This is a genomic window from Streptomyces roseicoloratus, from assembly GCF_004117935.1.
Lineage (GTDB): Bacteria > Actinomycetota > Actinomycetes > Streptomycetales > Streptomycetaceae > Streptomyces > Streptomyces roseicoloratus.
The window spans coordinates 104,552-125,524 of the sequence record NZ_SDOY01000040.1 but is presented as its reverse complement, the minus strand read 5'-3'; the positions used below and the strand labels follow the sequence as shown (position 1 = coordinate 125,524).

18 protein-coding genes are annotated in these 20,973 nt (G+C 73.9%); 15 read left to right on the top strand and 3 right to left on the bottom strand.

The annotated features are described in order from the left end of the window. Positions 1-87 precede the first annotated feature (87 nt). On the bottom strand, positions 88-816 hold the full coding sequence (locus ESG85_RS03400) for a FadR/GntR family transcriptional regulator (RefSeq protein ID WP_128976505.1): 729 nt from the start codon (positions 814-816) through the stop codon (positions 88-90). A gap of 78 nt (positions 817-894) precedes the next feature. Between ESG85_RS03400 and ESG85_RS03395 the strand changes: the two genes are divergently transcribed. The 4 genes from ESG85_RS03395 to ESG85_RS03375 all read left to right on the top strand — a co-directional run bounded on the left by ESG85_RS03395 (position 895) and on the right by ESG85_RS03375 (position 5,967). Then, positions 895-2,259 carry a glutamine synthetase family protein gene (locus tag ESG85_RS03395; protein ID WP_128976504.1) on the top strand — a complete coding sequence of 455 codons (1,365 nt, stop codon included), beginning with the start codon at positions 895-897 and terminating at the stop codon, positions 2,257-2,259. Positions 2,260-2,267: 8 nt separating this feature from the next. Beyond that, positions 2,268-3,641 (top strand): aldehyde dehydrogenase family protein, encoded by a 1,374-nt coding sequence (locus ESG85_RS03390; protein WP_128976503.1) that lies wholly within the window; start codon positions 2,268-2,270, stop codon positions 3,639-3,641. Between the two features lie 5 nt (positions 3,642-3,646). Beyond that, positions 3,647-4,441 carry a 3-oxoacyl-ACP reductase gene (locus tag ESG85_RS03385; RefSeq protein WP_128976502.1) on the top strand — a complete coding sequence of 265 codons (795 nt, stop codon included), beginning with the start codon at positions 3,647-3,649 and terminating at the stop codon, positions 4,439-4,441. Positions 4,442-4,605: 164 nt separating this feature from the next. Continuing rightward, entirely contained in the window at positions 4,606-5,967 is a 1,362-nt protein-coding gene (locus tag ESG85_RS03375) for an HAD family hydrolase (RefSeq protein ID WP_128976500.1), read from the top strand. Here ESG85_RS03375 and ESG85_RS03370 read toward each other — a convergent pair. Continuing rightward, complete coding sequence (locus ESG85_RS03370) at positions 5,964-7,166, bottom strand: amino acid deaminase/aldolase (RefSeq protein ID WP_128976499.1); 1,203 nt, start codon at positions 7,164-7,166, stop codon at positions 5,964-5,966. The two genes, ESG85_RS03375 and ESG85_RS03370, sit on opposite strands and share 4 nt — an antisense overlap. A 516-nt stretch (positions 7,167-7,682) precedes the next feature. Here ESG85_RS03370 and ESG85_RS35645 point away from each other — a divergent pair. The 3 genes from ESG85_RS35645 to ESG85_RS03355 all read left to right on the top strand — a co-directional run bounded on the left by ESG85_RS35645 (position 7,683) and on the right by ESG85_RS03355 (position 10,970). Continuing rightward, positions 7,683-8,957 (top strand): hypothetical protein, encoded by a 1,275-nt coding sequence (locus tag ESG85_RS35645; protein WP_246094784.1) that lies wholly within the window; start codon positions 7,683-7,685, stop codon positions 8,955-8,957. After that, positions 8,954-10,138, top strand: coding sequence for a type VII secretion-associated serine protease mycosin (gene mycP / locus ESG85_RS03360; protein WP_128976498.1), 1,185 nt, complete (start codon positions 8,954-8,956; stop codon positions 10,136-10,138). Before ESG85_RS35645 ends, mycP begins: the two co-directional genes overlap by 4 nt. A gap of 97 nt (positions 10,139-10,235) precedes the next feature. Continuing rightward, complete coding sequence (locus ESG85_RS03355) at positions 10,236-10,970, top strand: SseB family protein (RefSeq protein ID WP_128976497.1); 735 nt, start codon at positions 10,236-10,238, stop codon at positions 10,968-10,970. A gap of 252 nt (positions 10,971-11,222) precedes the next feature. Here the strand turns inward: ESG85_RS03355 and ESG85_RS03350 are convergent, their stop codons facing one another. After that, on the bottom strand, positions 11,223-11,591 hold the full coding sequence (locus ESG85_RS03350) for a DUF1844 domain-containing protein (RefSeq protein WP_128976496.1): 369 nt from the start codon (positions 11,589-11,591) through the stop codon (positions 11,223-11,225). A 302-nt stretch (positions 11,592-11,893) separates the two neighbouring features. Here ESG85_RS03350 and infC point away from each other — a divergent pair, with 302 nt between their 5' ends. The 8 genes from infC to ESG85_RS03305 all read left to right on the top strand — a co-directional run bounded on the left by infC (position 11,894) and on the right by ESG85_RS03305 (position 20,960). After that, the gene (infC, locus tag ESG85_RS03340; protein WP_128976495.1) at positions 11,894-12,589 is read left to right on the top strand and encodes a translation initiation factor IF-3; all 696 of its coding nucleotides are present in this window, start codon (positions 11,894-11,896) and stop codon (positions 12,587-12,589) included. Between the two features lie 126 nt (positions 12,590-12,715). Further along, a complete protein-coding gene (gene rpmI, locus ESG85_RS03335) occupies positions 12,716-12,910 on the top strand; it encodes a 50S ribosomal protein L35 (protein WP_041128339.1) in 195 nt (64 codons plus the stop codon). Positions 12,911-13,017: 107 nt separating this feature from the next. After that, positions 13,018-13,404: a 50S ribosomal protein L20 gene (gene rplT / locus ESG85_RS03330; RefSeq protein ID WP_019884941.1), complete on the top strand. Its 387-nt coding sequence runs from the start codon at positions 13,018-13,020 to the stop codon at positions 13,402-13,404. A gap of 117 nt (positions 13,405-13,521) precedes the next feature. Beyond that, positions 13,522-14,361 carry a TrmH family RNA methyltransferase gene (locus ESG85_RS03325; RefSeq protein WP_128976494.1) on the top strand — a complete coding sequence of 280 codons (840 nt, stop codon included), beginning with the start codon at positions 13,522-13,524 and terminating at the stop codon, positions 14,359-14,361. A 102-nt stretch (positions 14,362-14,463) separates the two neighbouring features. Then, positions 14,464-15,672, top strand: a complete 1,209-nt coding sequence (locus ESG85_RS03320; protein WP_128976493.1) for a sensor histidine kinase — start codon at positions 14,464-14,466, stop codon at positions 15,670-15,672. A 170-nt stretch (positions 15,673-15,842) separates the two neighbouring features. Further along, the gene (gene pheS, locus ESG85_RS03315) at positions 15,843-16,985 is read left to right on the top strand and encodes a phenylalanine--tRNA ligase subunit alpha (RefSeq protein WP_128976492.1); all 1,143 of its coding nucleotides are present in this window, start codon (positions 15,843-15,845) and stop codon (positions 16,983-16,985) included. Continuing rightward, positions 16,985-19,516 carry a phenylalanine--tRNA ligase subunit beta gene (gene pheT / locus ESG85_RS03310; protein WP_128976491.1) on the top strand — a complete coding sequence of 844 codons (2,532 nt, stop codon included), beginning with the start codon at positions 16,985-16,987 and terminating at the stop codon, positions 19,514-19,516. The genes pheS and pheT overlap by 1 nt, the downstream gene beginning before the upstream one ends. A 376-nt stretch (positions 19,517-19,892) precedes the next feature. After that, positions 19,893-20,960 carry a PP2C family protein-serine/threonine phosphatase gene (locus tag ESG85_RS03305; protein WP_128976490.1) on the top strand — a complete coding sequence of 356 codons (1,068 nt, stop codon included), beginning with the start codon at positions 19,893-19,895 and terminating at the stop codon, positions 20,958-20,960. The last annotated feature ends 13 nt before the right edge of the window (positions 20,961-20,973 follow it).

Sequence of the window (20,973 nt, the reverse complement as noted above, 5' to 3'; positions counted from 1 at the left end):
TGCACGGCCGCCCCGGTGCGCGCGGTGCACGGCCCCTCGGCGCGTCCGGAGCACGGCCGCCCCTTCCGCGCGCGGCGCACGGCCCCCTCAGGTGAGGAAGCCGCGCAGCAGCGCCGCCGTGCCCGCGCAGTGCTCCCGCATCACCTCGCGCGCCGCGTCCGCGTCCCCGTCGAGCACCGCCTCCACCAGTGCCGTGTGCTGGTGCTGCGAGTGCTCCAGGTTGCGCACCAGGAGCGGGATGCAGTCCAGGAGGTCGTTGACCGTCGCCCGCACCGCCGCGTACTGCGCCGTCAGTGTCGGCGAACCGGACAGTTCGGCGAGCGTCAGGTGCAGCAGGGTGTCCTGGCGGCGGTAGTCGCCCAGCGGCGCGTCGTGCGTCGCCGCCAGGGCCGCGCGCAGCCGCTCCGCACCCTCCTCGTCCAGACCGTGCGCGGCGCACAGGCCGGCCGCGCCCACCTCCAGGACCTCGCGGAAGCGCAGCGTGTCCTCCATGTCGACGGCCGCGATCCGGCGCCGCAGCTCCGCCTCGTCGGCGGTCTGCGGCCGTTGCAGCACGAACGTGCCGCCGTACCGTCCGCGCCGGCTCTCCACCAGGCCCTGCTCCTGGAGCACTTTCAGGACCTCGCGCAGCGTGACCCGGCTGATTCCCATCCGGTCGGCGAGCTCCCGCTCGGCCGGAAGCCGCTCCCCGCCCGGCACCAGTCCGAGCCGCACGACCTGCAGGATCTGCTCCAGGGCCTCCTCGAAACCGTTGCCCGCGCGCACCGGCCGCAGCACGGGCGTCAGCCGGTCCGCCGATTCACTCGTACTGGCCACCTCGTCGTTTCCCCTTCCCAAGCAATGGTTCTGAGCAATACCTTATGGCTCCCGGCAGGCCGAAGGAGGAGTAATCCCGTGGCAGACCGCACACCCCCGCTCACCGTCGACGAGCTCCGCGCGCTCGTCGCGAGCGGCGAGATCGACACCGTCGTCCTGGCCTTCCCCGACATGCAGGGACGGCTCCAGGGCAAGCGGTTCGCCGCACCGTTCTTCCTCGACGAGGTGCTCGACCACGGCACCGAGGGCTGCAACTATCTTCTGGCCGTCGACACCGAGATGAACACCGTCGACGGCTACGAGATGTCCTCCTGGGACCGCGGCTACGGCGACTTCGCCATGCGACCCGACCTCGCCACCCTCCGCCGCGTCCCCTGGAACGAGGGCACCGCCATGGTGACGGCCGACCTCGTCTGGGACGACGGCAGCCCTGTCGTCGCCGCCCCGCGCCAGATCCTGCGCCGCCAGCTCGACCGGCTCGCCGCCCACGGCTTCACCGCCCACGTCGGCACCGAACTCGAATTCATCGTCTTCAAGGACACCTACGAACAGGCCTGGGACGCGAACTACCGCGGACTGACCCCCGTCAACCAGTACAACGTCGACTACTCGATCCTCGGCACCGGCCGCGTCGAGCCCCTGCTGCGCCGCATCCGCAACGAGATGGCCACCGCAGGACTCACCGTCGAGTCCGCCAAGGGCGAGTGCAACCCCGGCCAGCACGAGATCGCCTTCCGGTACGACGAGGCCCTGGCCACCTGCGACAACCACGCCGTCTACAAGACCGGCGCCAAGGAGATCGCCGCCCAGGAGGGCTGCTCGCTCACCTTCATGGCCAAGTACAACGAGCGCGAGGGCAACTCCTGCCACATCCACCTGTCCCTCCAGGACGTCGACGGCGTCAACGTGATGGCCGGTGACGGGCCCGACGGGATGTCCGACGTCATGCGGCACTTCCTCGCCGGACAGCTCGCCGCCCTCCGCGACTTCTCCCTGCTGTACGCCCCCCACATCAACTCCTACAAGCGCTTCCAGCCCGGCTCCTTCGCCCCCACCGCCGTCGCCTGGGGCCACGACAACCGCACCTGCGCCCTGCGGGTCGTCGGTCACGGTCGCTCCACCCGCTTCGAGAACCGGGTCCCCGGCGGCGACGTCAACCCCTACCTCGCCGTCGCCGCCCTCGTCGCCGCCGGCCTGTACGGCATCGAGCAGCGCCTCGAACTCCCGCCCGCCTGCACCGGCAACGCCTACACCGCCGACTACGCGCACGTCCCCACCACGCTCCGTGACGCCGCCGAGCTCTGGGAGAACAGCGAGATCGCCAAGGACGCCTTCGGCGCCGAGGTCGTCGCCCACTACCGCAACATGGCCCGCGTCGAACTCGACGCCTTCGACGCCGCCGTCACCGACTGGGAACTGCGCCGCTCCTTCGAACGCATGTGAGGAAAGACTTGCCGCACGAACTGCACGTCCTCAACCCGGCGACCGAGGAGCTCGTCGCCACCGTCCCCGCCGCCACCCCCGCCGACGTCGACACCGCCGTCACCCGCGCCGCCACCGCCCAGCGGGCCTGGGCCGCGCTGGCCCCCGCCGACCGGGCCCGCGCGCTGCGCCGCTTCGCCTCCGTCGTCGACGCCCACGTCGAGGAACTCGCCCTCCTGGAGGTCCGCGAGGCCGGCCACACCCTCGGCAACGCCCGCTGGGAGGCCGGCAACGTCCGCGACCTGCTCGACTACGCGGCCGGGGGAGCGGAGCGCCTGAACGGCCGGCAGATCCCGGTCCCCGGCGGCCTGGACCTCACCATCCTCGAACCGCTCGGCGTCATCGGCGTCATCGCGCCCTGGAACTTCCCCATGCCGATCGCCGCCTGGGCCACCGCCCCCGCCCTCGCCGCCGGCAACGCCGTGATCCTCAAGCCCGCCGAGACCACGCCGCTCACCGCCCTGCGCCTCGCCGAACTCGCCCTGGACGCCGGACTCCCCGAGCACCTCTTCCAGGTCCTGCCCGGCGAAGGCCCGGTCGCCGGCGCCGCGCTCGTCGACCACCCCGGCGTCGCCAAGGTCGTCTTCACCGGCTCCACCCGCGTCGGCAAGCAGATCATGGCCAGGGCCGCCGACCAGGTGAAGCGGGTCACCCTCGAACTCGGCGGCAAGAGCCCCAACATCGTCTTCGCCGACGCCGACCTGGAGGCCGCCGCGGCCGCCGCCCCGATGTCCTTCCTCGACAACAGCGGCCAGGACTGCTGCGCCCGCACCCGCATCCTCGTCCAGCGCGGTGTGTACGACCGCTTCCTGGAGCTGCTCACCCCCGCGATCGAGGAGATCGTCGTCGGCGACCCGCTCGACGAGCGCACCCAGATGGGCCCGCTCATCTCCCGCGCCCAGCTCGACCGCGTACGGGCCTACGTCGACGGTGCCGCCGGACACGGCGACGCCGTCCGCGGCAAGGCACCCGAAGGCCCCGGCTTCTGGTTCCCGCCGACCCTCCTCACCGGCGTGCCCGAGGACGCCCCCTGCGCCGTCGAGGAGATCTTCGGGCCCGTCGCCGTCGTCCTGCCCTTCGAGGACGAGGCCGACGCGATCCGGCTCGCCAACGCCACCCCGTACGGCCTCTCCGGCTCCCTCTGGACCCGCGACATCGGCCGCGCGCTGCGCGCCTCGCGCGCCGTCCGGGCCGGCAACCTCTCCGTCAACTCCCACTCCAGCGTCCGCTACTGGACCCCGTTCGGTGGCTTCGGCCAGTCCGGCCTCGGCCGGGAGCTGGGCCCCGACGCCCTGACCGCCTTCACCGAAACCAAGAACGTCTTCATCAGCACGGAGGCCTGACCCGCATGAGCAACGAGACCACCGAAGAGATCATCTGCCGCCGGCTCGTCGGCCGCACCGCCGTCATCACCGGCGCCGGCAGCGGCATCGGCCTCGCCACCGCCCGCCGGCTCGCCTCCGAAGGCGCGAACGTGGTCTGCGGCGACATCGACGAGCGGGCCGGCAAGGCCGCCGCCGAGGAGGTCGGCGGGACCTTCGTGAAGGTCGACGTCACCGACCCGGAGGACGTCGAGAACCTCTTCAAGGTCGCCCACGACACCTACGGTTCCGTCGACATCGCCTTCAACAACGCCGGCATCTCCCCGCCCGACGACGACTCCATCCTGGAGACCGGCCTGGAGGCCTGGAAGCGCGTCCAGGACGTCAACCTGACCTCCGTCTACCTCTGCTGCAAGGCCGCCCTGCCGTACATGCGCCGCCAGGGCAGGGGCTCCATCATCAACACCGCGTCCTTCGTGGCCGTCATGGGCGCGGCCACCAGCCAGATCTCGTACACCGCCTCCAAGGGCGGCGTGCTCGCCATGTCCCGCGAACTCGGCGTCCAGTTCGCGAGGGAGGGCATCCGGGTGAACGCCCTGTGCCCCGGACCCGTCAACACGCCGCTCCTCCAGGAGCTGTTCGCCAAGGACCCGGAGCGCGCCGCGCGCCGTCTGGTGCACATCCCGGTCGGCCGGTTCGCCGAGGCCGAGGAGATCGCCGCCGCGGTCGCCTTCCTCGCGAGCGACGACTCCTCCTTCATCAACGCCACCGACTTCCTCGTCGACGGCGGCATCTCCGGCGCGTACGTGACGCCGCTGTAGAACCCCGGCACCCCCCGCCCCCACCCTCGCCACCGCCGCCACCGTCCCCCCACACCCCCATCCCCCCACACCCCCACCCACCCTCACACATCCCCACCCACCCCCACCCGGGCAGCCGGGCGTCGCAAGGCGCCCGGCTGTCGTGCGTACAGAGAGGTGTGACCTTGAACAGCACGCACAGTCCTGTCCGCGGGCTCCGCGGCTGCGCCGCCGCTGCCGTCCTCGCCCTCGCCGCGACCGCCCTCCTCCCCGCACCGAACGTCTCGGCCCGGCCCGCAGCCGCTTCGGCCGCGCCCGCCGCCTGCCCGAAGCTGACCGTGTCCGAAGGCTGGTACGGCGACAACAAGGCCCGCATCGAGCGCCTGATAGCCGACCACTGCCGGTCCAAGGGCACCGGCGGTGGCACCGGCGGTGGCGCCGGCAAGGGCACCGGAGCCGGGAAACCCCTCGCCGTCTTCGACTGGGACAACACGGTCATCAAGAACGACGTCGGCGACGCCACCCTCTACTGGCTGCTCCGCAACGACCGCATCCGGCCCCCGCGCCACGGCGACTGGACCACCACCAGCCGCTGGCTCACCCCGGAGGCCGCCACCGCGCTCGCCGCCGCCTGCCCTCCGGGCGGGCGCACCCTGCCGACCTCCACCGACCCCCGCTGCGCCGACGAGATCCTCGCCGTCTACGGGACCGGCGCCACGAGCACCGGCAGGACGGCCTTCGCCGGTTACGACCACCGCCGCATGGAGCCCCAGTACGCCTGGCTCGCCCAGCTCCTGCGCGGCTGGACCGCCCGCGAGGTCCGGTCCTTCGCCGCGGCGGCCCGCGCCGAGAACCTCGCCGCACCGCGGGGCGCCACCCAGCGGGTCGGCACCGCCCGGGTCACCGGCTGGGTGCGCCACTACGAGCAGCAGCGCGACCTGATCCGTGCGCTCCAGGACGCCGGCTTCGACGTGTGGATCGTCTCCGCCTCGCCCGAGCCCGTCGTCGACGTCTGGGCCCGGGGCGTCGGCATCGACCCCTCCCACACCATCGGCATCCGCAACACCACCGAGCACGGCCGTCTCACGGGCCACCTCCAGGGCTGCGGCGGCGTCCGCGACGGCGAGGACCGGATGATCACCTACATCGACGGCAAGCGCTGCTGGATCAACCAGGAGATCCTCGGCGTCCGCGGCGCAGCCGCCGAACGCGTGCAGCCCGCCGCGCGCCGCCAGGTCCTCGCCGCCGGCGACTCCGACACCGACGTGTCCCTGCTGCGCGACGCCACCGGCCTCCGGCTCGTCCTCAACCGCAACAAGAACGAGCTCATGTGCCGGGCCTACGACAACGGCGACGGCCGGTGGATCGTCAACCCCATGTTCATCGAGCCCAAGCAGCGCAGAACCGCCCCGTACCCCTGCGCCACCACCGGCTACACCGCCGCCGACGGCACCGCCCGGCCGGTCCGGCGCGCCGACGGCAGCGTCGTACCGGACCAGTGGGACACGGTGTTCCGGGGCCGGGATCCGGAAGAGACGGCCTACTAGAGGAAGGTCTGCCCCTCGCCCCGGTACGTGGGGACGGCGGCCGTCACCCGGTCGCCCTCCACCAGGTGCAGCGTGTCGAAGCGCTCGCACAGCTCGCCCGCCTTCGCGTGGCGGAACCAGACCTTGTCACCGATGCGCAGGTCGTCGGCGGGCGAGCCGAGCAGCGGGGTCTGGACCTCGCCCGGGCCCTCCTGCGGGTCGTAGCGCAGACCCTCCGGCAGGTACGGGACGGGCAGCCGGTCCTTGCCGGCGACGCCCGAGGCGGGATAGCCGCCGCCGAGCACCGTCACCACGCCCACCCCGGGGCGGCGCACCACGGGCAGCGCGAAGAGGGCGGCGGGACGGCCCGAGAACGAGGTGTAGTTGTCGAAGAGCCGCGGCACGAAGAGCCCCGAGCCCGCCGCGATCTCCGTCACCGCGTCCTCTGCCGCCGTGTGCTGCACGCTGCCCGTGCCGCCGCCGTTCACGAACTCCAGGTCCGGCGCCACCGCCCGCACCGCACGGACCACCGCCGCCCGGCGCGCCGCCAGCTCCTTCCGGGCCGCCGACTGCATCAGCCGGATTGCGCGCGACCGCACCGGCCGGCCCGCCACCGCGTCGCCGACGCCCGCCACATGCCCCTCGTACGCCATCAGTCCCACCAGCCGGAATCCGGGCCGCCGGGCGACCGAGCGGGCGAGGTCGGCCAGTTCGCCCGGCTCGCGGAGCGGCGAACGCCGGGCCCCGATCCGCACCCGACCGCCGAGCAGGTGCAGCGAGGTGTCCAGCTCCAGACAGATCCGGATCTCCTCCGTGCCGCCCGCCCGTGAGGCCTGTATCAGGTCGAGCTGGGCCACGTCGTCGACCATCACCGTCACGGCACCGGCCGGCTTCGCGTCGCCCGCGAGCTCCGCGAACCCGGCCCGGTCGGCCGACGGGTAGGCGAGGAGCACGTCCCCGAACCCGGCCCTGGCCAGCCACAGCGACTCGGCCAGGGTGAACGACATCACGCCCGCGAACCCGTCCCGCGCCAGCACCCGCTCCAGGAGCGCCCGGCACCGCACCGACTTGCTCGCGACCCGGACCGGCTTGCCCCCGGCCCTGCGGACCAGATCGTCGGCGTTCGCGTCGAAGGCCTCCAGGTCGACGACGGCGAGGGGCGCGTCGAGCTGGGCGGTCGCCCGGTCGTACCGGGCGCGGTCGGCGGCACGGGGAGTCATGGGCCGAGCTTGCCAGACGGGTTTACGCGTGGGTAGCCCCTGGGTTCCCGCCCCACCGGGAACAGACCGTAGAGTGGCGGCCATTGCTTTCACGGAACGACCAGGGGGACGGGGATGAGCACCGAGCCACAGCGCCCGATGTCCCGCATCACCGAAGCCCTCCTCCCGCCGGAGCGCCCCGCGCCACCCCGGCCGTCGCCCTCCGCCGAGCCCCGGCCGACCGCCCCGGCCCCGGCCGCACCGGCGTCCGTCGCGCCCGCGGCCGCCGCCCTGGTGGACCCTCCGGCCGCGCCGGCCCCGGGCGCCGCGACGCAGCCCGCGCCCGGACGCCAGGCATCCTCGCCGACCCCTGGTTCCCCGGCGCCGGGCATTTCCGCGCCCGTCACGCCTGCGCCCGTCATGCCTGCGCCCGTCACGTCCGCGCCCGTCACGTCCGCGCCCGTCACGCCTGCGCCCTTCACGTCCGCGCCGGGCACCTCCGCGTCCCGCGCGTCCGCGCCCCAGGCGGAGCGCCCCGTGTCCCGTATCACCGAGGCCCTGCTGCCCCCGGAGCCTTCCGCGCCCGCGGCGACGTCCGGGACCTCGGTGTCCGCGGCCGCCCCCGCGGCCCGGATCCCCGTCCCCGCGGACGGGCAGCCGCGCCGGACCGCGCAGCCGCTGCCGCCCGAGCAGCCGGCCCCGCCCGCGCGGCCCGTACGGCCGGCCCCGGGCGACGAGACGCCCACCGAGACCACCACCCGGCTCCGTCCCGTACGGGACGACCGGCGGGGACCGGCCACCGCCGCCCCCCGCCCCGGCACGCCGGCCCGGTCCCCGGGCCCGGAGCCCGTACGGGACGGCCGGCAGGCGCCCTTCGCGGGCGCCGCCCCCCGCCCCGGCACGCCTGCCCGGCCCGCCGGCCTCGGCGCCGTACACGACGGTGACCGGTCCGCGCCCGAGGGGCTCCCGCCCGCCGTCGCTCCGGCGTACGCCTACGACGCCTGGGCGCTGCGCGGCGGCGTGCCCGACGAGACGCCCGCCGAGACGACCACCCGGCTCCGGCCCATCCGGGAACGCGCCACCGGCCGCGTCGTCGCGGCCGCGGTCTGTGCCGTGCTCGCCCTCGGGCTCGTCGGCGGCGCGCTCATCGGCGCGGTGCTCGCCGGCACCGGTGCCGGCGAACCCGCCGAACCGGCCGGCTTCAGCCGGGCCCGCACGCTCTGGCACGACGCCCCGGTCGACACCCTCTTCCCCCGCACCCTCTCCGGCCCCGCCGCCGGCCCCGGCGGCGCGACGCGCACCTGGAGCCGGATCGTCGTCGCGCCCGACGCCCCCTGCTCGCCGACCACCCTGCCCCGGGCCTTGCACACCGCCCTGGCCACCGTCGGCTGCGACCGCGTGCTGCGCGCCACCTACACCGACGCCACCTCCTCCCACGTCGTCACCGTCGCCCTCGTCTTCACCCAGGCCGATCCCGCCACCATGCGCACCCTCGGCTCCCGCGCCGCCGACGAACCGGCCCCCGCGCTCGCCGCGTCCGGCACCGTCGCCGCCCGCTTCGGCGACCGCCAGCGGGCCAGCTGGTGGCGGCACGTCCTGCCCGACCTGCCCGTCGTCGTCACCGCCGTCTCCGGCTTCGCCGACGGCCGCGTCGTCGCCGAGCCCGAGCCCGCGGAGCGCGCCATGACACCCAAGCGCGACACCGCCGTCGCCCAGGCGGGCCTCGGCCACGAGGCCAGGGGCGCCGCCGAGGCCGTGGAACGCGCCCTGCGCGCGACCGCCACCGCGCCCGCCGGGGAGGACGAGCGGTGACCCGTTCCTCCTCCCTCCGCCGGGCCGCCCTCGCGGCCCTCGCCGCCGCCTTCGCCGTCCTGCCGGCGACCACCACGCCCGCGTACGCCGACACCATCCGCGCCCGTCAGTGGGGCCTCGAAGCCCTGCACACCGGCAGGGCCTGGCAGACCACGCGCGGCGAGGGCATCACCGTCGCCGTCCTCGACACCGGCGTCGACGCCACCCACCCCGACCTCGAGGGCTCGGTCCTGCCCGGCACCGACCTCGTCGGCTTCGGCGCGGAACGCGGCGACCGCGCCTGGGCCCGGCACGGCACCGCCATGGCCGGCATCATCGCCGGCCACGGCCACGGGCCCGGCAGCCAGGACGGCGTGATGGGCATCGCCCCCGAGGTCCGCGTGCTGCCCGTCCGGGTCATCCTCGAAGGCACCGACAAGGCCCGGGACAAGGCCCGCAAGACCCGCGGAACCGCCCTCGCCGAAGGCATCCGCTGGGCCGCCGACCATGGCGCCGACGTCATCAACCTCTCCCTCGGCGACGACTCCGAGTCGGCCCACCCGGACGCGGGCGAGGACGCCGCCGTCCAGTACGCCCTCGCCAAGGGCGTCTCCGTGGTCGCCTCCGCCGGCAACGGCGGCGAGAAGGGCGACCACATCTCGTACCCCGCCGCCTACCCCGGCGTCATCGCCGTCGCCGCCGTCGACCGCTACGGCACCCACGCCTCCTTCTCCACCAGCCGCTGGTACGCCACGGTCAGCGCCCCCGGCGTCGACATCGTCATCGCCGACCCCGACCGCCGCTACTACGAGGGCTGGGGGACCAGCGCGGCCGCCGCCTTCGTCTCCGGCGCCGTCGCGCTCGTCCGGTCCGCCCACCCCGACCTGACACCCGCCCAGATCAAGCAGCTGCTCGTGGACACCGCGCGCAGCCGGCCCAAGGGCGGGCGCAGCGACGACAAGGGCTACGGCACGGTCGACCCGGCCGCCGCGATCAAGGCGGGCCGCAAGCTGAAGGGCGCCGACCCCAAGACGGCCGTCGCGGGCTGGAAGGGCCGCTACTTCGGGCCCGGCCCGCAGCCCGTCGCCGAGGAGTCGCACCCCGTCGGCCTGCTGGCGCCGCTCGCCGGCGGCGTCGGCGTTCTCTTCCTGGCCGCCGCCGTGGCCCTCTGGCGCGGCGGCGGGCGCCCCCGCACCCGCTGAGCCGTCCGAAAGCCCGGTGCGCCGTGCCCCGACGGGGCGGGCCGGGGCCGATCGGCCCTGGTCGTCCGGCCAGGAACGCGGCGGTTAGGCTCGGGGCGTGGCCCTCAAGAACATCCCCGACCCCGGTTTCTCCGACGACGACGGCTCCGCCGACCTGCGGCTCGCCGCGGCCCTCGCGGCCTGGGCGGAGGACCGGACCGCCCACGGCCCGGTCCTGGAGGCGCTGCGCGGCGCCCGGCTCCTCGTCCCCGTCGTCGCCGTCCTCGGCGAGGTCCAGACCGACCCGGAGACCGGCCTCAAGCAGGAGAAGACCAGCGACATGGCGGTGCCGACGCTGACCGCCGGCGACCGGCGCGCCCTGCCCGCGTTCACCTCGATCGCCTCGCTGCACCTGTGGGACCCGGCCGCCCGACCCGTCGCCGTCCCGCTGCGGCAGGCGCTCGCGGCCCTGGTCCACGAGAAGGCCGACACGCTCGTCCTGGACCTGGCCGGCCCCGTGCCGTACCAGGTGACCGGCTCCGCGCTGCTCGCGCTCGCCGAGGGCCGCAGCAGCACGGACCCCCTGGACGACCCCGCGGTACGGGACGCCGTCCGGGCCGCCGTCGCCGCCGAGCCCGCGGTGCTCCGCGCCCACCTGGGTCCCGGCACCGCGGACGGCACCCTGGCGCTGGTCCTCGCGGACGACGCGGCCGCGGCGGAGGCCGCGCAGCGCGTGGCCCGCGCCCTGGCCGCCGACGAAACACTGAGGGCCCGCCTGGTGCGCGGCCTCGACCTGGCACTCCTGCCGGCCTCGGCAACGCCTCCTGGCGAGCCCTTCTACGTACGAAACTGACTGCTGCCTGCGGGCCCTGACGGGCCCGGCGGCGGTGGGAGCCCGTACCCCCGCGGCCCTGACGGCCCGCGGGCGGGCGGCGCGGCCCGCTCTAGCCGTACACCGGCCCCGTGGCTGCCGTCTCCCGGGGGGCGATCCCCGTACCCCCGCGGGCAGGCCCCCCGGCCCGTTCTAGCCGTACACCGGCCCCGTGGCTGCCGTCTCCCGGGGGGGCGACCCCCGTACCCCCGCGGGCAGGCCCCCCGGCCGGCTCTAGCCGTACACCGGCCCCGTGTACTTCTCGCCCGGTCCCTGGCCCGGCTCGTCCGGGACGAGGCTGGCCTCGCGGAAGGCCAGCTGGAGGGACTTCAGGCCGTCGCGCAGCGGGGCGGCGTGGAAGGAGGAGATCTCCGTCACGCCGGCGTCGAGCAGACCGGCGAGGGCGGTGATCAGCTTGCGGGCCTCGTCGAGGTCCTTGTGCTCGTCGCCCTCCTCGGTGAGCCCGAGCTTCACCGCGGCGGCGCTCATCAGGTTGACGGCGACCGTCACGATCACCTCGACCGCCGGGACCTCCGCGATGTCGCGGGTCATGGCTGCGAAGTCGGGGGACTCCGTGGACTCGTTCTGGGGCGTCTCGCTCATGCCCACACGATAAGCGGACGGACGGTTCGCGCCGACCGGCGGGTCCTGCTAACCTTGTGTAACGACCGGCTGGACACATGCGTGCCCAGCCCACAAGTGGAGGCTCCGATCTCCCACCTTGCCGCCCTCACGGGTGGCGGGTCACCGGTCAGGTGGCATCCATCGTTCCGTACGGACGATGGAGCCGCCCGATGTGCGCCCCGCGATGGATCGCGTCGGTGCTCCGGTTTCATGGAGCCCCGCCTGTGTCCCGTCCGGGGCATTTTTCGTGCACCCGCTCGGTTGGTCCCGACAGTTCTACCGTGACGTGTCCGTCCGCCGAGGCGGTCGCGTGGTGCTACCGAGGAGGATCCATCAGCGCCGAGCCCCGCATCAACGAGCGGATTCGCGTTCCCGAGGTGCGTCTTGTCGGCCCCAGCGGCGAGCAGGTGGGCATCGTCCCCCTTGCCAAGGCCCTGGAGCTCGCGCAGGAGTACGACCTCGATCTGGTTGAGGTCGCGGCGAACGCCCGTCCGCCCGTGTGCAAGCTCATGGACTACGGGAAGTTCAAGTACGAGTCGGCCATGAAGGCCCGTGAGGCGCGCAAGAACCAGGCGCACACGGTCATCAAGGAGATGAAGCTCCGGCCGAAGATCGACCCGCACGACTACGACACCAAGAAGGGTCACGTCGTCCGGTTCCTCAAGCAGGGTGACAAGGTCAAGATCACGATCATGTTCCGTGGTCGTGAGCAGTCCCGCCCGGAGCTCGGTTACCGACTGCTGCAGCGCCTCGCGGAGGACGTACAGGAGCTCGGCTTCATCGAGTCCAACCCGAAGCAGGACGGCCGGAACATGATCATGGTTCTCGGTCCTCACAAGAAGAAGACCGAGGCCATGGCCGAGGCGCGCGAGGCCCAGGCGGCGCGCAAGGCCGAACGCCAGGGCGGTTCCGCCGCGGCGGAGGCCCCGGCCGAGGAGGCTTCGGCCGACGCGTCGGCCGAGAACGCCGAGGCGTGATCCCGCGGGGCTGCCTCACGGGGCAGCCCCAGGGTTCCGCCCGGAACCACCAAACGAAGACATGACGCTCCCGCTTGTCCGGTGCCCGCACCGGGGGAGCGCCACTGACGAGGAGATAACGGCGCTATGCCGAAGAACAAGACGCACTCCGGTGCCAAGAAGCGCTTCAAGGTCACCGGCTCCGGCAAGATCCTGCGGGAGCGCGCCGGCAAGCGCCACCTGCTCGAGCACAAGTCGTCCAAGCTGACGCGTCGCCTCACCGGCAACGCCGAGATGGCCCCGGGTGACTCCGCCAAGATCAAGAAGATGCTGGGCATCTGATCCTGATCTCCCGCCCTCGTCCGACGAGGGCATCCGGCACCGACCGGGACCCATCCGTTTTCCGGGTCGTGTGAACACACCACGGCCCCGCTACAAGGAGTTAAGAAGTGGCACGCGTCAAGCGGGCAGTCAACGCCCACAAGAAGCGCCGGGCGATCCTCGAGCAGGCCTCCGGCTACCGCGGTCAGCGTTCGCGCCTCTACCGCAAGGCCAAGGAGCAGGTCACCCACTCGCTGGTCTACAACTACAACGACCGCAAGAAGCGCAAGGGCGACTTCCGTCAGCTGTGGATCCAGCGCATCAACGCCGCTGCCCGCCTGAACGGCATGACGTACAACCGCCTCATCCAGGGTCTGAAGGCCGCCAACATCGAGGTGGACCGCAAGATCCTCGCCGAGCTGGCCGTCAACGACGCCAACGCGTTCGCCGCGCTGGTCGAGGTCGCGCAGAAGGCCCTCCCGGCCGACGTCAACGCCCCGAAGGCCGCCGCCTGATCTTCCAGGTCGCAGTGCTTCTGCCCGGACCCGCAGGCCCAGCGCCTGCGGGTCCGGCGCGTTGACCGCCGCCCACGCCCCACCGCTGCCGTCGTCGAGTCAGAGAGCCCCAGGCACATGTCCACCCCCGAGCTGATCTCCCCGCGTTCGCCGCGCGTCGTCGCCGCCCGGCGGCTCGCCAAGCGCAACTTCCGGGGCAAGGACCGCCTCTTCATCGCCGAGGGCCCGCAGGCCGTCCGCGAGGCCGTCGAGCACCGCGGCAGCACCGGACAGCCGACCCTCGTCGAGCTGTTCACCACCGTCGAGGCCGCCGAGCGCTACGCCACGATCATCGACGCCGCACGCGCCGCCGGTGCCCGGGTCCACCTCGCCTCCGACGCCGTCCTCGCCGAGGTCTCCCAGACCGTCACCCCGCAGGGCCTCGTCGGCGTCTGCCGCTTCCTCGACTCGCCGTTCGAGGACATCATCGCCGCCCGGCCCCGGCTGGTCGCCGTCCTCGCGCACGTCCGCGACCCCGGGAACGCCGGCACCGTGCTGCGCTGCGCCGACGCCGCGGGCGCCGACGCCGTGATCCTCACCGACGCCTCCGTGGACCTGTACAACCCCAAGTCCGTCCGCGCCTCCGTCGGCTCCCTCTTCCACCTCCCGGTCGCCGTCGGCGTGCCCGTCGAGCAGGCCGTCGAGGGCCTCAAGAGCGTCGGCGTGCGGATCCTCGCCGCCGACGGCGCGGGCGAGGACGACCTCGACGACGAGCTGGACGCCGGCACCATGGGCGGCCCGACCGCCTGGGTCTTCGGCAACGAGGCCTGGGGACTGCCCGAGGAGACCCGGGCGCTCGCCGACGCCGTCGTCCGCGTCCCGATCCACGGCAAGGCCGAGAGCCTCAACCTCGCCACCGCCGCCGCCGTGTGCCTCTACGCCTCCGCGCGCGCCCAGCGCCCCCGAACCGGCTCCTGAGGCCTCCACAGGGCCCCCGCCAGACGGGACTTTCGAAACACGCCCTAGTAGGGTGACGCTCTCGGGGCCCACTGCGGTACACGGAGGGGTGGGATTACGGGGATGACGGTCGGCACGGGCAGTCCCGCACAGGCACGGAGCGCCGCGCCGCACGCGCCGGAGGCGTCACCGGCGCCCGTACCGGAAGGACCCGCCCCGGAACGGCACGTACGGGAACAGCCCGTACCGCCGGCCCTGCCGGACCACTGCGCGGGCGGGCTCGGGATCGATCCCGACGACCTGCCCGACGGTCTCGTCGTCGCCGACGAGACCGGCCGGATCATCTGCTTCAACGCCGCCGCAGGCCGCATCACCGCCGTCCCCGCCGCCACCGCGCTCGGCCGCCCGCTCGACGAGGCGCTGCCGCTCGAGGACCTCAAGGGCGCCCGCTGGTGGACGCTGACCGACCCGTACGGCGGGCTGGCCACCCGGCGCGGCCAGCCCGAGCGCAACCTGCTGCTGCCCGGCGGCCGCGAGGTGCTCGTCTCCGCCCGGTACGTCCGCGCCCGGCCCGGCGGCCCGGTGCGGCGCGTCGTGGTCTCGCTGCGCGGCACCGAGGCCCGCCGGCGCACCGAGCGCAGCCACGCCGAGCTCATCGCCACCGTCGCGCACGAGCTCCGCTCGCCGCTCACCTCCGTCAAGGGCTTCACCGCGACCCTCCTCGCGAAGTGGGAGCGGTTCACCGACGACCAGAAGCGGCTGATGCTGGAGACCGTCGACGCCGACGCCGGCCGCATCAAACGACTGATCGCCGAGCTGCTCGACATCTCCCGGATCGACTCCGGGCGCCTGGAGGTCCGCCGCCAGCCCGTCGACATCGCCGCCGCCGTCGGCCGGCACGTACACGCCCACACGACCGGCGGCCAGTCGCCCGACCGCTTCTTCGTCCGGGTCAGGCCCGGCCTGCCCGAGCTGTGGGCGGACCCCGACAAGATCGACCAGATCCTCGGCAACCTGCTCGAAAATGCGGTGCGCCACGGCGAGGGAACCGTCACCATCGACGTGGCACCCACCACGGCCACCAGCGACGGAGAGAAGGGGACGGAGGTCACCGTGAGCGACGAAGGCCCCGGCATCCCCGAGGAGTCGATGGGCCGCGTGTTCACCCGCTTCTGGCGGGGCAGCAAGCGCGGCGGCACCGGGCTCGGCCTCTACATCGTCAAGGGCGTCGTCGAGGCCCACGGCGGCACGATCACCGTCGGACGCGGTCCCCGTGGCGGGGCCGAGTTCCGATTTATCCTGCCCGTCGGCACCCCGGCCCACCTCCTCTGACCCGTACGCGCGTCTCGCCTGACGAGACCGTACGAGGTCGGGGGCCCGTCCGGACCGCCCACGGGCTCATTCGCGTCCCCGCGCCCCGTTAGACTCGTCCTTTGGCACGTTTGCGCCCTTGACGTCGAGCTCGGGGCCGCCCAGCCAAGCCAACGGAAGCACGGGAAGAGATGTCGGCACCCAATAAGTCGTACGACCCGGTCGAGGTCGAGGCCTTGAAACCGGAAGAGATCGAGCGCATGCGGGACGAGGCGGTCGCCGCCTTCGCCGCCGCAGGCGACCTCGACGCGCTCGCCCACGCGAAGACCGCGCACACCGGCGGCACCTCGCCGCTGGCGCTCGCCAACCGCGAGATCGGCGCCCTGCCCCCGCACGCCAAGGCCGCGGCCGGCAAGCTCGTGGGCCAGGCCCGCGGCGCCGTGTCCAAGGCGCTGGCCGCGCGCCAGGCCGAGCTGGAGGCGGAGCGCGACGCCCGGGTCCTCGTCGAGGAGGCCGTCGACGTCACCCTGCCGTACGACCGCACCCCGGCCGGTGCCCGGCATCCGCTGACCACCCTCATGGAGCGCGTCGCCGACGTCTTCGTGTCGATGGGCTACGAGGTCGCCGAAGGCCCCGAGGTCGAGGCCGAGTGGTTCAACTTCGACGCCCTGAACTTCGTGCCGGACCACCCGGCGCGCCAGATGCAGGACACCTTCTTCGTCCAGGGAACCACCCCGGAGGGAACGGCTGTCACCACGGGCGACGAGTCCGGCGTCGTGCTGCGCACCCACACCTCGCCGGTGCAGGCCCGCACCCTCATCGACCGGGAGCCCCCGGTCTACGTGGTCTGCCCCGGCCGCGTCTACCGCACCGACGAGCTCGACGCGACCCACACCCCGGTCTTCCACCAGATCGAGCTGCTGGCCGTCGACGAGGGCCTCACGATGGCCGACCTCAAGGGCACCCTGGACCACATGGTCCAGGCGCTCTTCGGAGCGGACATGAAGACCCGGCTCCGCCCGAACTTCTTCCCCTTCACCGAGCCGTCCGCCGAGATGGACATGCTCTGCTACGTCTGCCGCGGCGAGTCCGTCGGCAACCCGGACCGCCCCTGCCGCACCTGTGGCAGCGAAGGCTGGATCGAGCTCGGCGGCTGCGGCATGGTCAACCCGAAGGTGCTCACGGCCTGCGGTGTGGACCCCGAGAAGTACAGCGGATTCGCCTTCGGGTTCGGCATCGAGCGGATGCTGATGTTCCGCCACAACGTCGAAGACATGCGAGACATGGTCGAGGGTGACGTCCGGTTCACCCGGCCTTTCGGGATGGAGATCTGATGCGGGTCCCGCTTTCCTGGCTGCGGGAGTACGTCGACCTGCCGGCGACCGCGACCGGCCGTGACGTGCAGGCCAAGCTCATTTCGGCGGGCCTCGAGGTCGAGACCGTCGAGCAGCTCGGTGCCGGTCTGACCGGCCCCCTGGTGGTCGGCAAGGTCCTCACCATCGAGGAGCTGACCGAGTTCAAGAAGCCGATCCGCTTCTGCACCGTCGACGTCGGTCAGGCCAACGGCACCGGCGAGCCGCAGGAGATCATCTGCGGCGCCCGGAACTTCGCCGAGGGCGACAAGGTCGTCGTGGCCCTGCCCGGCGCCGTGCTGCCCGGCGACTTCCGGATCGCCGAGCGCAAGACGTACGGCAGGGTCTCCCGCGGCATGATCTGCTCGGGCGACGAGCTCGGCATGGGCGACGACGGCTCGCACGGCATCATCGTGCTGCCGCCGGAGCACGAGGTCGGCACCGACGCCATCGCGCTGCTCGAGCTGTACGACGAGGTCCTCGACATCGCCGTCACGCCCGACCGCGGCTACTGCCTGTCGATGCGCGGCGTCGCCCGCGAGGCCGCCATCGCCTACGGCCTGCCGCTGCGCGACCCGGCGCTGCTCGACGTGCCCGCGCCCAACGCGTACGGCTACCCGGTCCAGGTCGCCGACCCGATCGGCTGCGACCGCTTCGTCGCGCGCACCGTCGTCGGCCTCGACCCCGAGGCCCGCTCGCCGATCTGGATGCAGCGCCGTCTGCAGAAGGCCGGCATGCGCCCGATCTCGCTCGCCGTCGACATCACCAACTACGTGATGATCGAGCTCGGCCAGCCGCTGCACGCCTACGACCGCAGCCGCGTCGACGGCCCCATCGGCGTCCGCCGTGCCGCCGAGGGCGAGAAGATCACCACCCTCGACGGCGCCAAGCGCGTCCTCGACTCCGGTGACCTGGTCATCACCGACAACCGCGGCCCCATCGGCATCGCGGGCGTCATGGGCGGTGCCGACACGGAGATCGCCGACCCCGTGACCGACCCGGAGACCGGCGCCCTCGCCGGCACCACCGAGGTCGTCATCGAGGCCGCGCACTTCGACGCGATCTCGATCGCGCGCACGGCCCGCCGCCACAAGCTGTCCTCGGAGGCGTCCAAGCGCTTCGAGCGCGGCGTCGACCCGCAGGCCGCCGCCGCGGCCGCGCAGCGCACCGTCGACCTGCTCGTGCTCCTCGCGGGCGGCACCGCCGAGGCCGGCGTGACCGAGGTCGTCGCCCCGTCCGCGCCGCACACGATCACCATGCCGGCGAACCACCCGGACAAGGTGGCCGGTGTCGCCTACGGCCGCGAGACCGTCGTCCGCCGCCTCCAGGAGATCGGCTGCGACGTCTACGGCCAGGACGAGCTCGTCGTCACCGTCCCGTCGTGGCGCCCCGACCTCTACGTGCCGAACGACCTGGCCGAAGAAGTCATCCGGCTGGAGGGCTACGAGAACCTGCCCTCCACGCTGCCCAAGCCGCCGGCCGGCCGCGGCCTCACCGAGCGCCAGCGCGTCCACCGCCGGGTCGGCCGCGTGCTCGCCGGCGCCGGCTACGTCGAGGCGCTGAACTACCCCTTCATCGGCGAGCAGGTCTTCGACCAGCTCGGCCTGGACGCGGACGACGCCCGCCGCCGGGTCGTGAAGCTGGTCAACCCGCTCTCCGACGAGGAGCCCGCGCTCCGCACGACGCTGCTGCCCGGCCTGCTGGCCGCGCTGCGCCGCAACGACGGACGCGGCAGCCACGACCTGGCGCTCTTCGAGACCGGTCTGGTCTTCCGTCCCACCGAGGGCGGGCCCGCCGTGGCCCCCCGCCTCGGCGTCGACGGCCGCCCGACCGACGAGGAGATCGCCCGCGTCAACGCCGCGCTGCCCAAGCAGCCGCGCCGCGTCGCGGTCGTCCTGGCCGGCTCCCGCGAGCAGGCCGGCTGGTGGGGCAAGGGCCGCCCGGCCGACTGGGCCGACGCGATCCAGGCGGCGCGCCTCGTGGCCGCCGAGGCCGGCGCGGAGCTGGTGGTCGACGCCGACCAGCACGCCCCGTGGCACCCGGGCCGCTGCGCCTCTTTCCAGGTCGTGATCGACGGCGAACTGACCCTCGCCGGACACGGCGGCGAGCTCCACCCGCGCGTGGTGAAGGCGCTCGGCCTGCCGGCCCGCACCTGCGCCATGGAGCTGGACCTGGACGTCCTGGAGCGCGCGAGCGAGGGCCCGGTCAAGGCCCCGCGCATCTCCGCCTTCCCGGTCGCCACCCAGGACGTCGCCCTGGTCGTCGACCAGGACGTGCCCGCCGCGGTCGTCGAGTACTACCTGACCGGCGGCGCGGGTGAACTCCTGGAGTCCATCCGTCTGTTCGACGTCTACACCGGCGACCAGATCGGCGAGGGCAAGAAGTCCCTGGCCTACGCCCTCCGGTTCCGCGCCCCCGACCGCACCCTGACGGTCGAGGAGGCCACCGCGGCCCGCGACGCCGCGGTCGCCCTGGCCGCGGACCGCACGGGCGCGGTCCTGCGCGGCGCCTGACGGCGAGGCCGTACGGCGCATCGAGAGTGAGGGGCCCTGGCCCCGGGCGACCTGCCCGGGACCAGGGCCCTTTCGCGTGTGCCGGCTCGGGGCCGCCAGGGCCCTTTCGCGTGTGCCGGCTTGGGGCCAGGATCCTCTCGCGTGCGCCGGCCCAGGGCCAGGACTTGCGCGTGCGCCGGCCCTCGTGGCGGACACGCGCCGGTGTGCGCCCCGTACTCCCGTACGGGTTCATGTCCGGTTGCTCACTCCTTCGGGTGAGATCTCCGGCCGGTGTTCCGCCGGGTCCTCCCGCGCCGCGAGAATCGACGCGGCCACAGGGGCGGGCCTGTGTGCCGCAGGGTCTTCGGGCGCTGGCGGGCCTCGGGAAGGGCCGTGGATGTTCCGTGACAGGTCACTGGTCGCCGAAGGCTCCCGGCTGCGGCGGACGGCTCCGCTGCTGGTCCCGGTCGTGTGGGGGGCCGCGGCCGTCGCCTGGCGGCTGTGGTGTCCGCTGGCCCGGGAGCCCGGGCTGCCCATGCGGGTCGCCACCAGCGCCGTCTTCCTGACGGTCGGGATCGGGATCGTGCTCGGCGTGCGGTACGGGCTCGCGCGGGAACTGTCGCGGGTGCGGGCCGTGGCCGATGCCACGCAGCAGGTGCTGCTGCGCCCGCCGCCCGCCCGGCTCGACGGACTCTCGGTCGCCGCGGGCCAGTTGTCGGCGTCCCGGGGCGCCGTGGTCGGCGGAGACCTGTACGAGGCGGTGGCCACGCCGTACGGCGTGCGGATCGTGATCGGCGACGTGCGGGGCCACGGGCTCGCCGCGCTCGGTGCGGTGGTCGCCCTGCTCGGCAGCTTCCGCGAGGCCGTCCACGACGAGGCCGAACTCGCCGGTGTGCTCAGGCGACTGGACCGGGCCCTCGGACGGCACCTGTGCGAGCGCGCCCGTGAGGAGCACCCGGCCAGGAGCGGGCGGGCGCCCGAGCATCCCGTGGCCGAGGAGTTCGTGACGCTGCTGCTCCTGCAGATCCGCCCCGACGGTCTCGTCGAGGTCCTGGACTGCGGCCACCCCGCGCCGTACCGGATCGGCGACCGCCGCGTCGTACCCGTGCCCGTCGGCGAGCCGCTGCCTCCGCTCGGCGCCTTCCCGCTGCCCGCCGACCTCGAGCCGTACCCGGCGGTCCGGCTGCTGCCCGGCGAGAGCCTGGTGCTGCACACCGACGGCGCGGAGGAGGCCAGGGACCACCGTGGCCGGTTCTTCCCGCTGCCCACCGTCCTCGCCGGCGCGGCGCGCGAGGCGCCCGCCGCGCTCGTGCGGCGGGTGCACGCCGCGCTGCTGCGCCACACGGGCGGCCGGCCCGCCGACGACGTCGCCCTGCTCGTCGTGCGCAACGACCGGGTGCGGGTACCGGCGCAGCCCGCCGAACCCGGGCTGCGCCGTACCCGGCCCGCGCCCTCCCCGCACTAGTGTCCGCACCAGT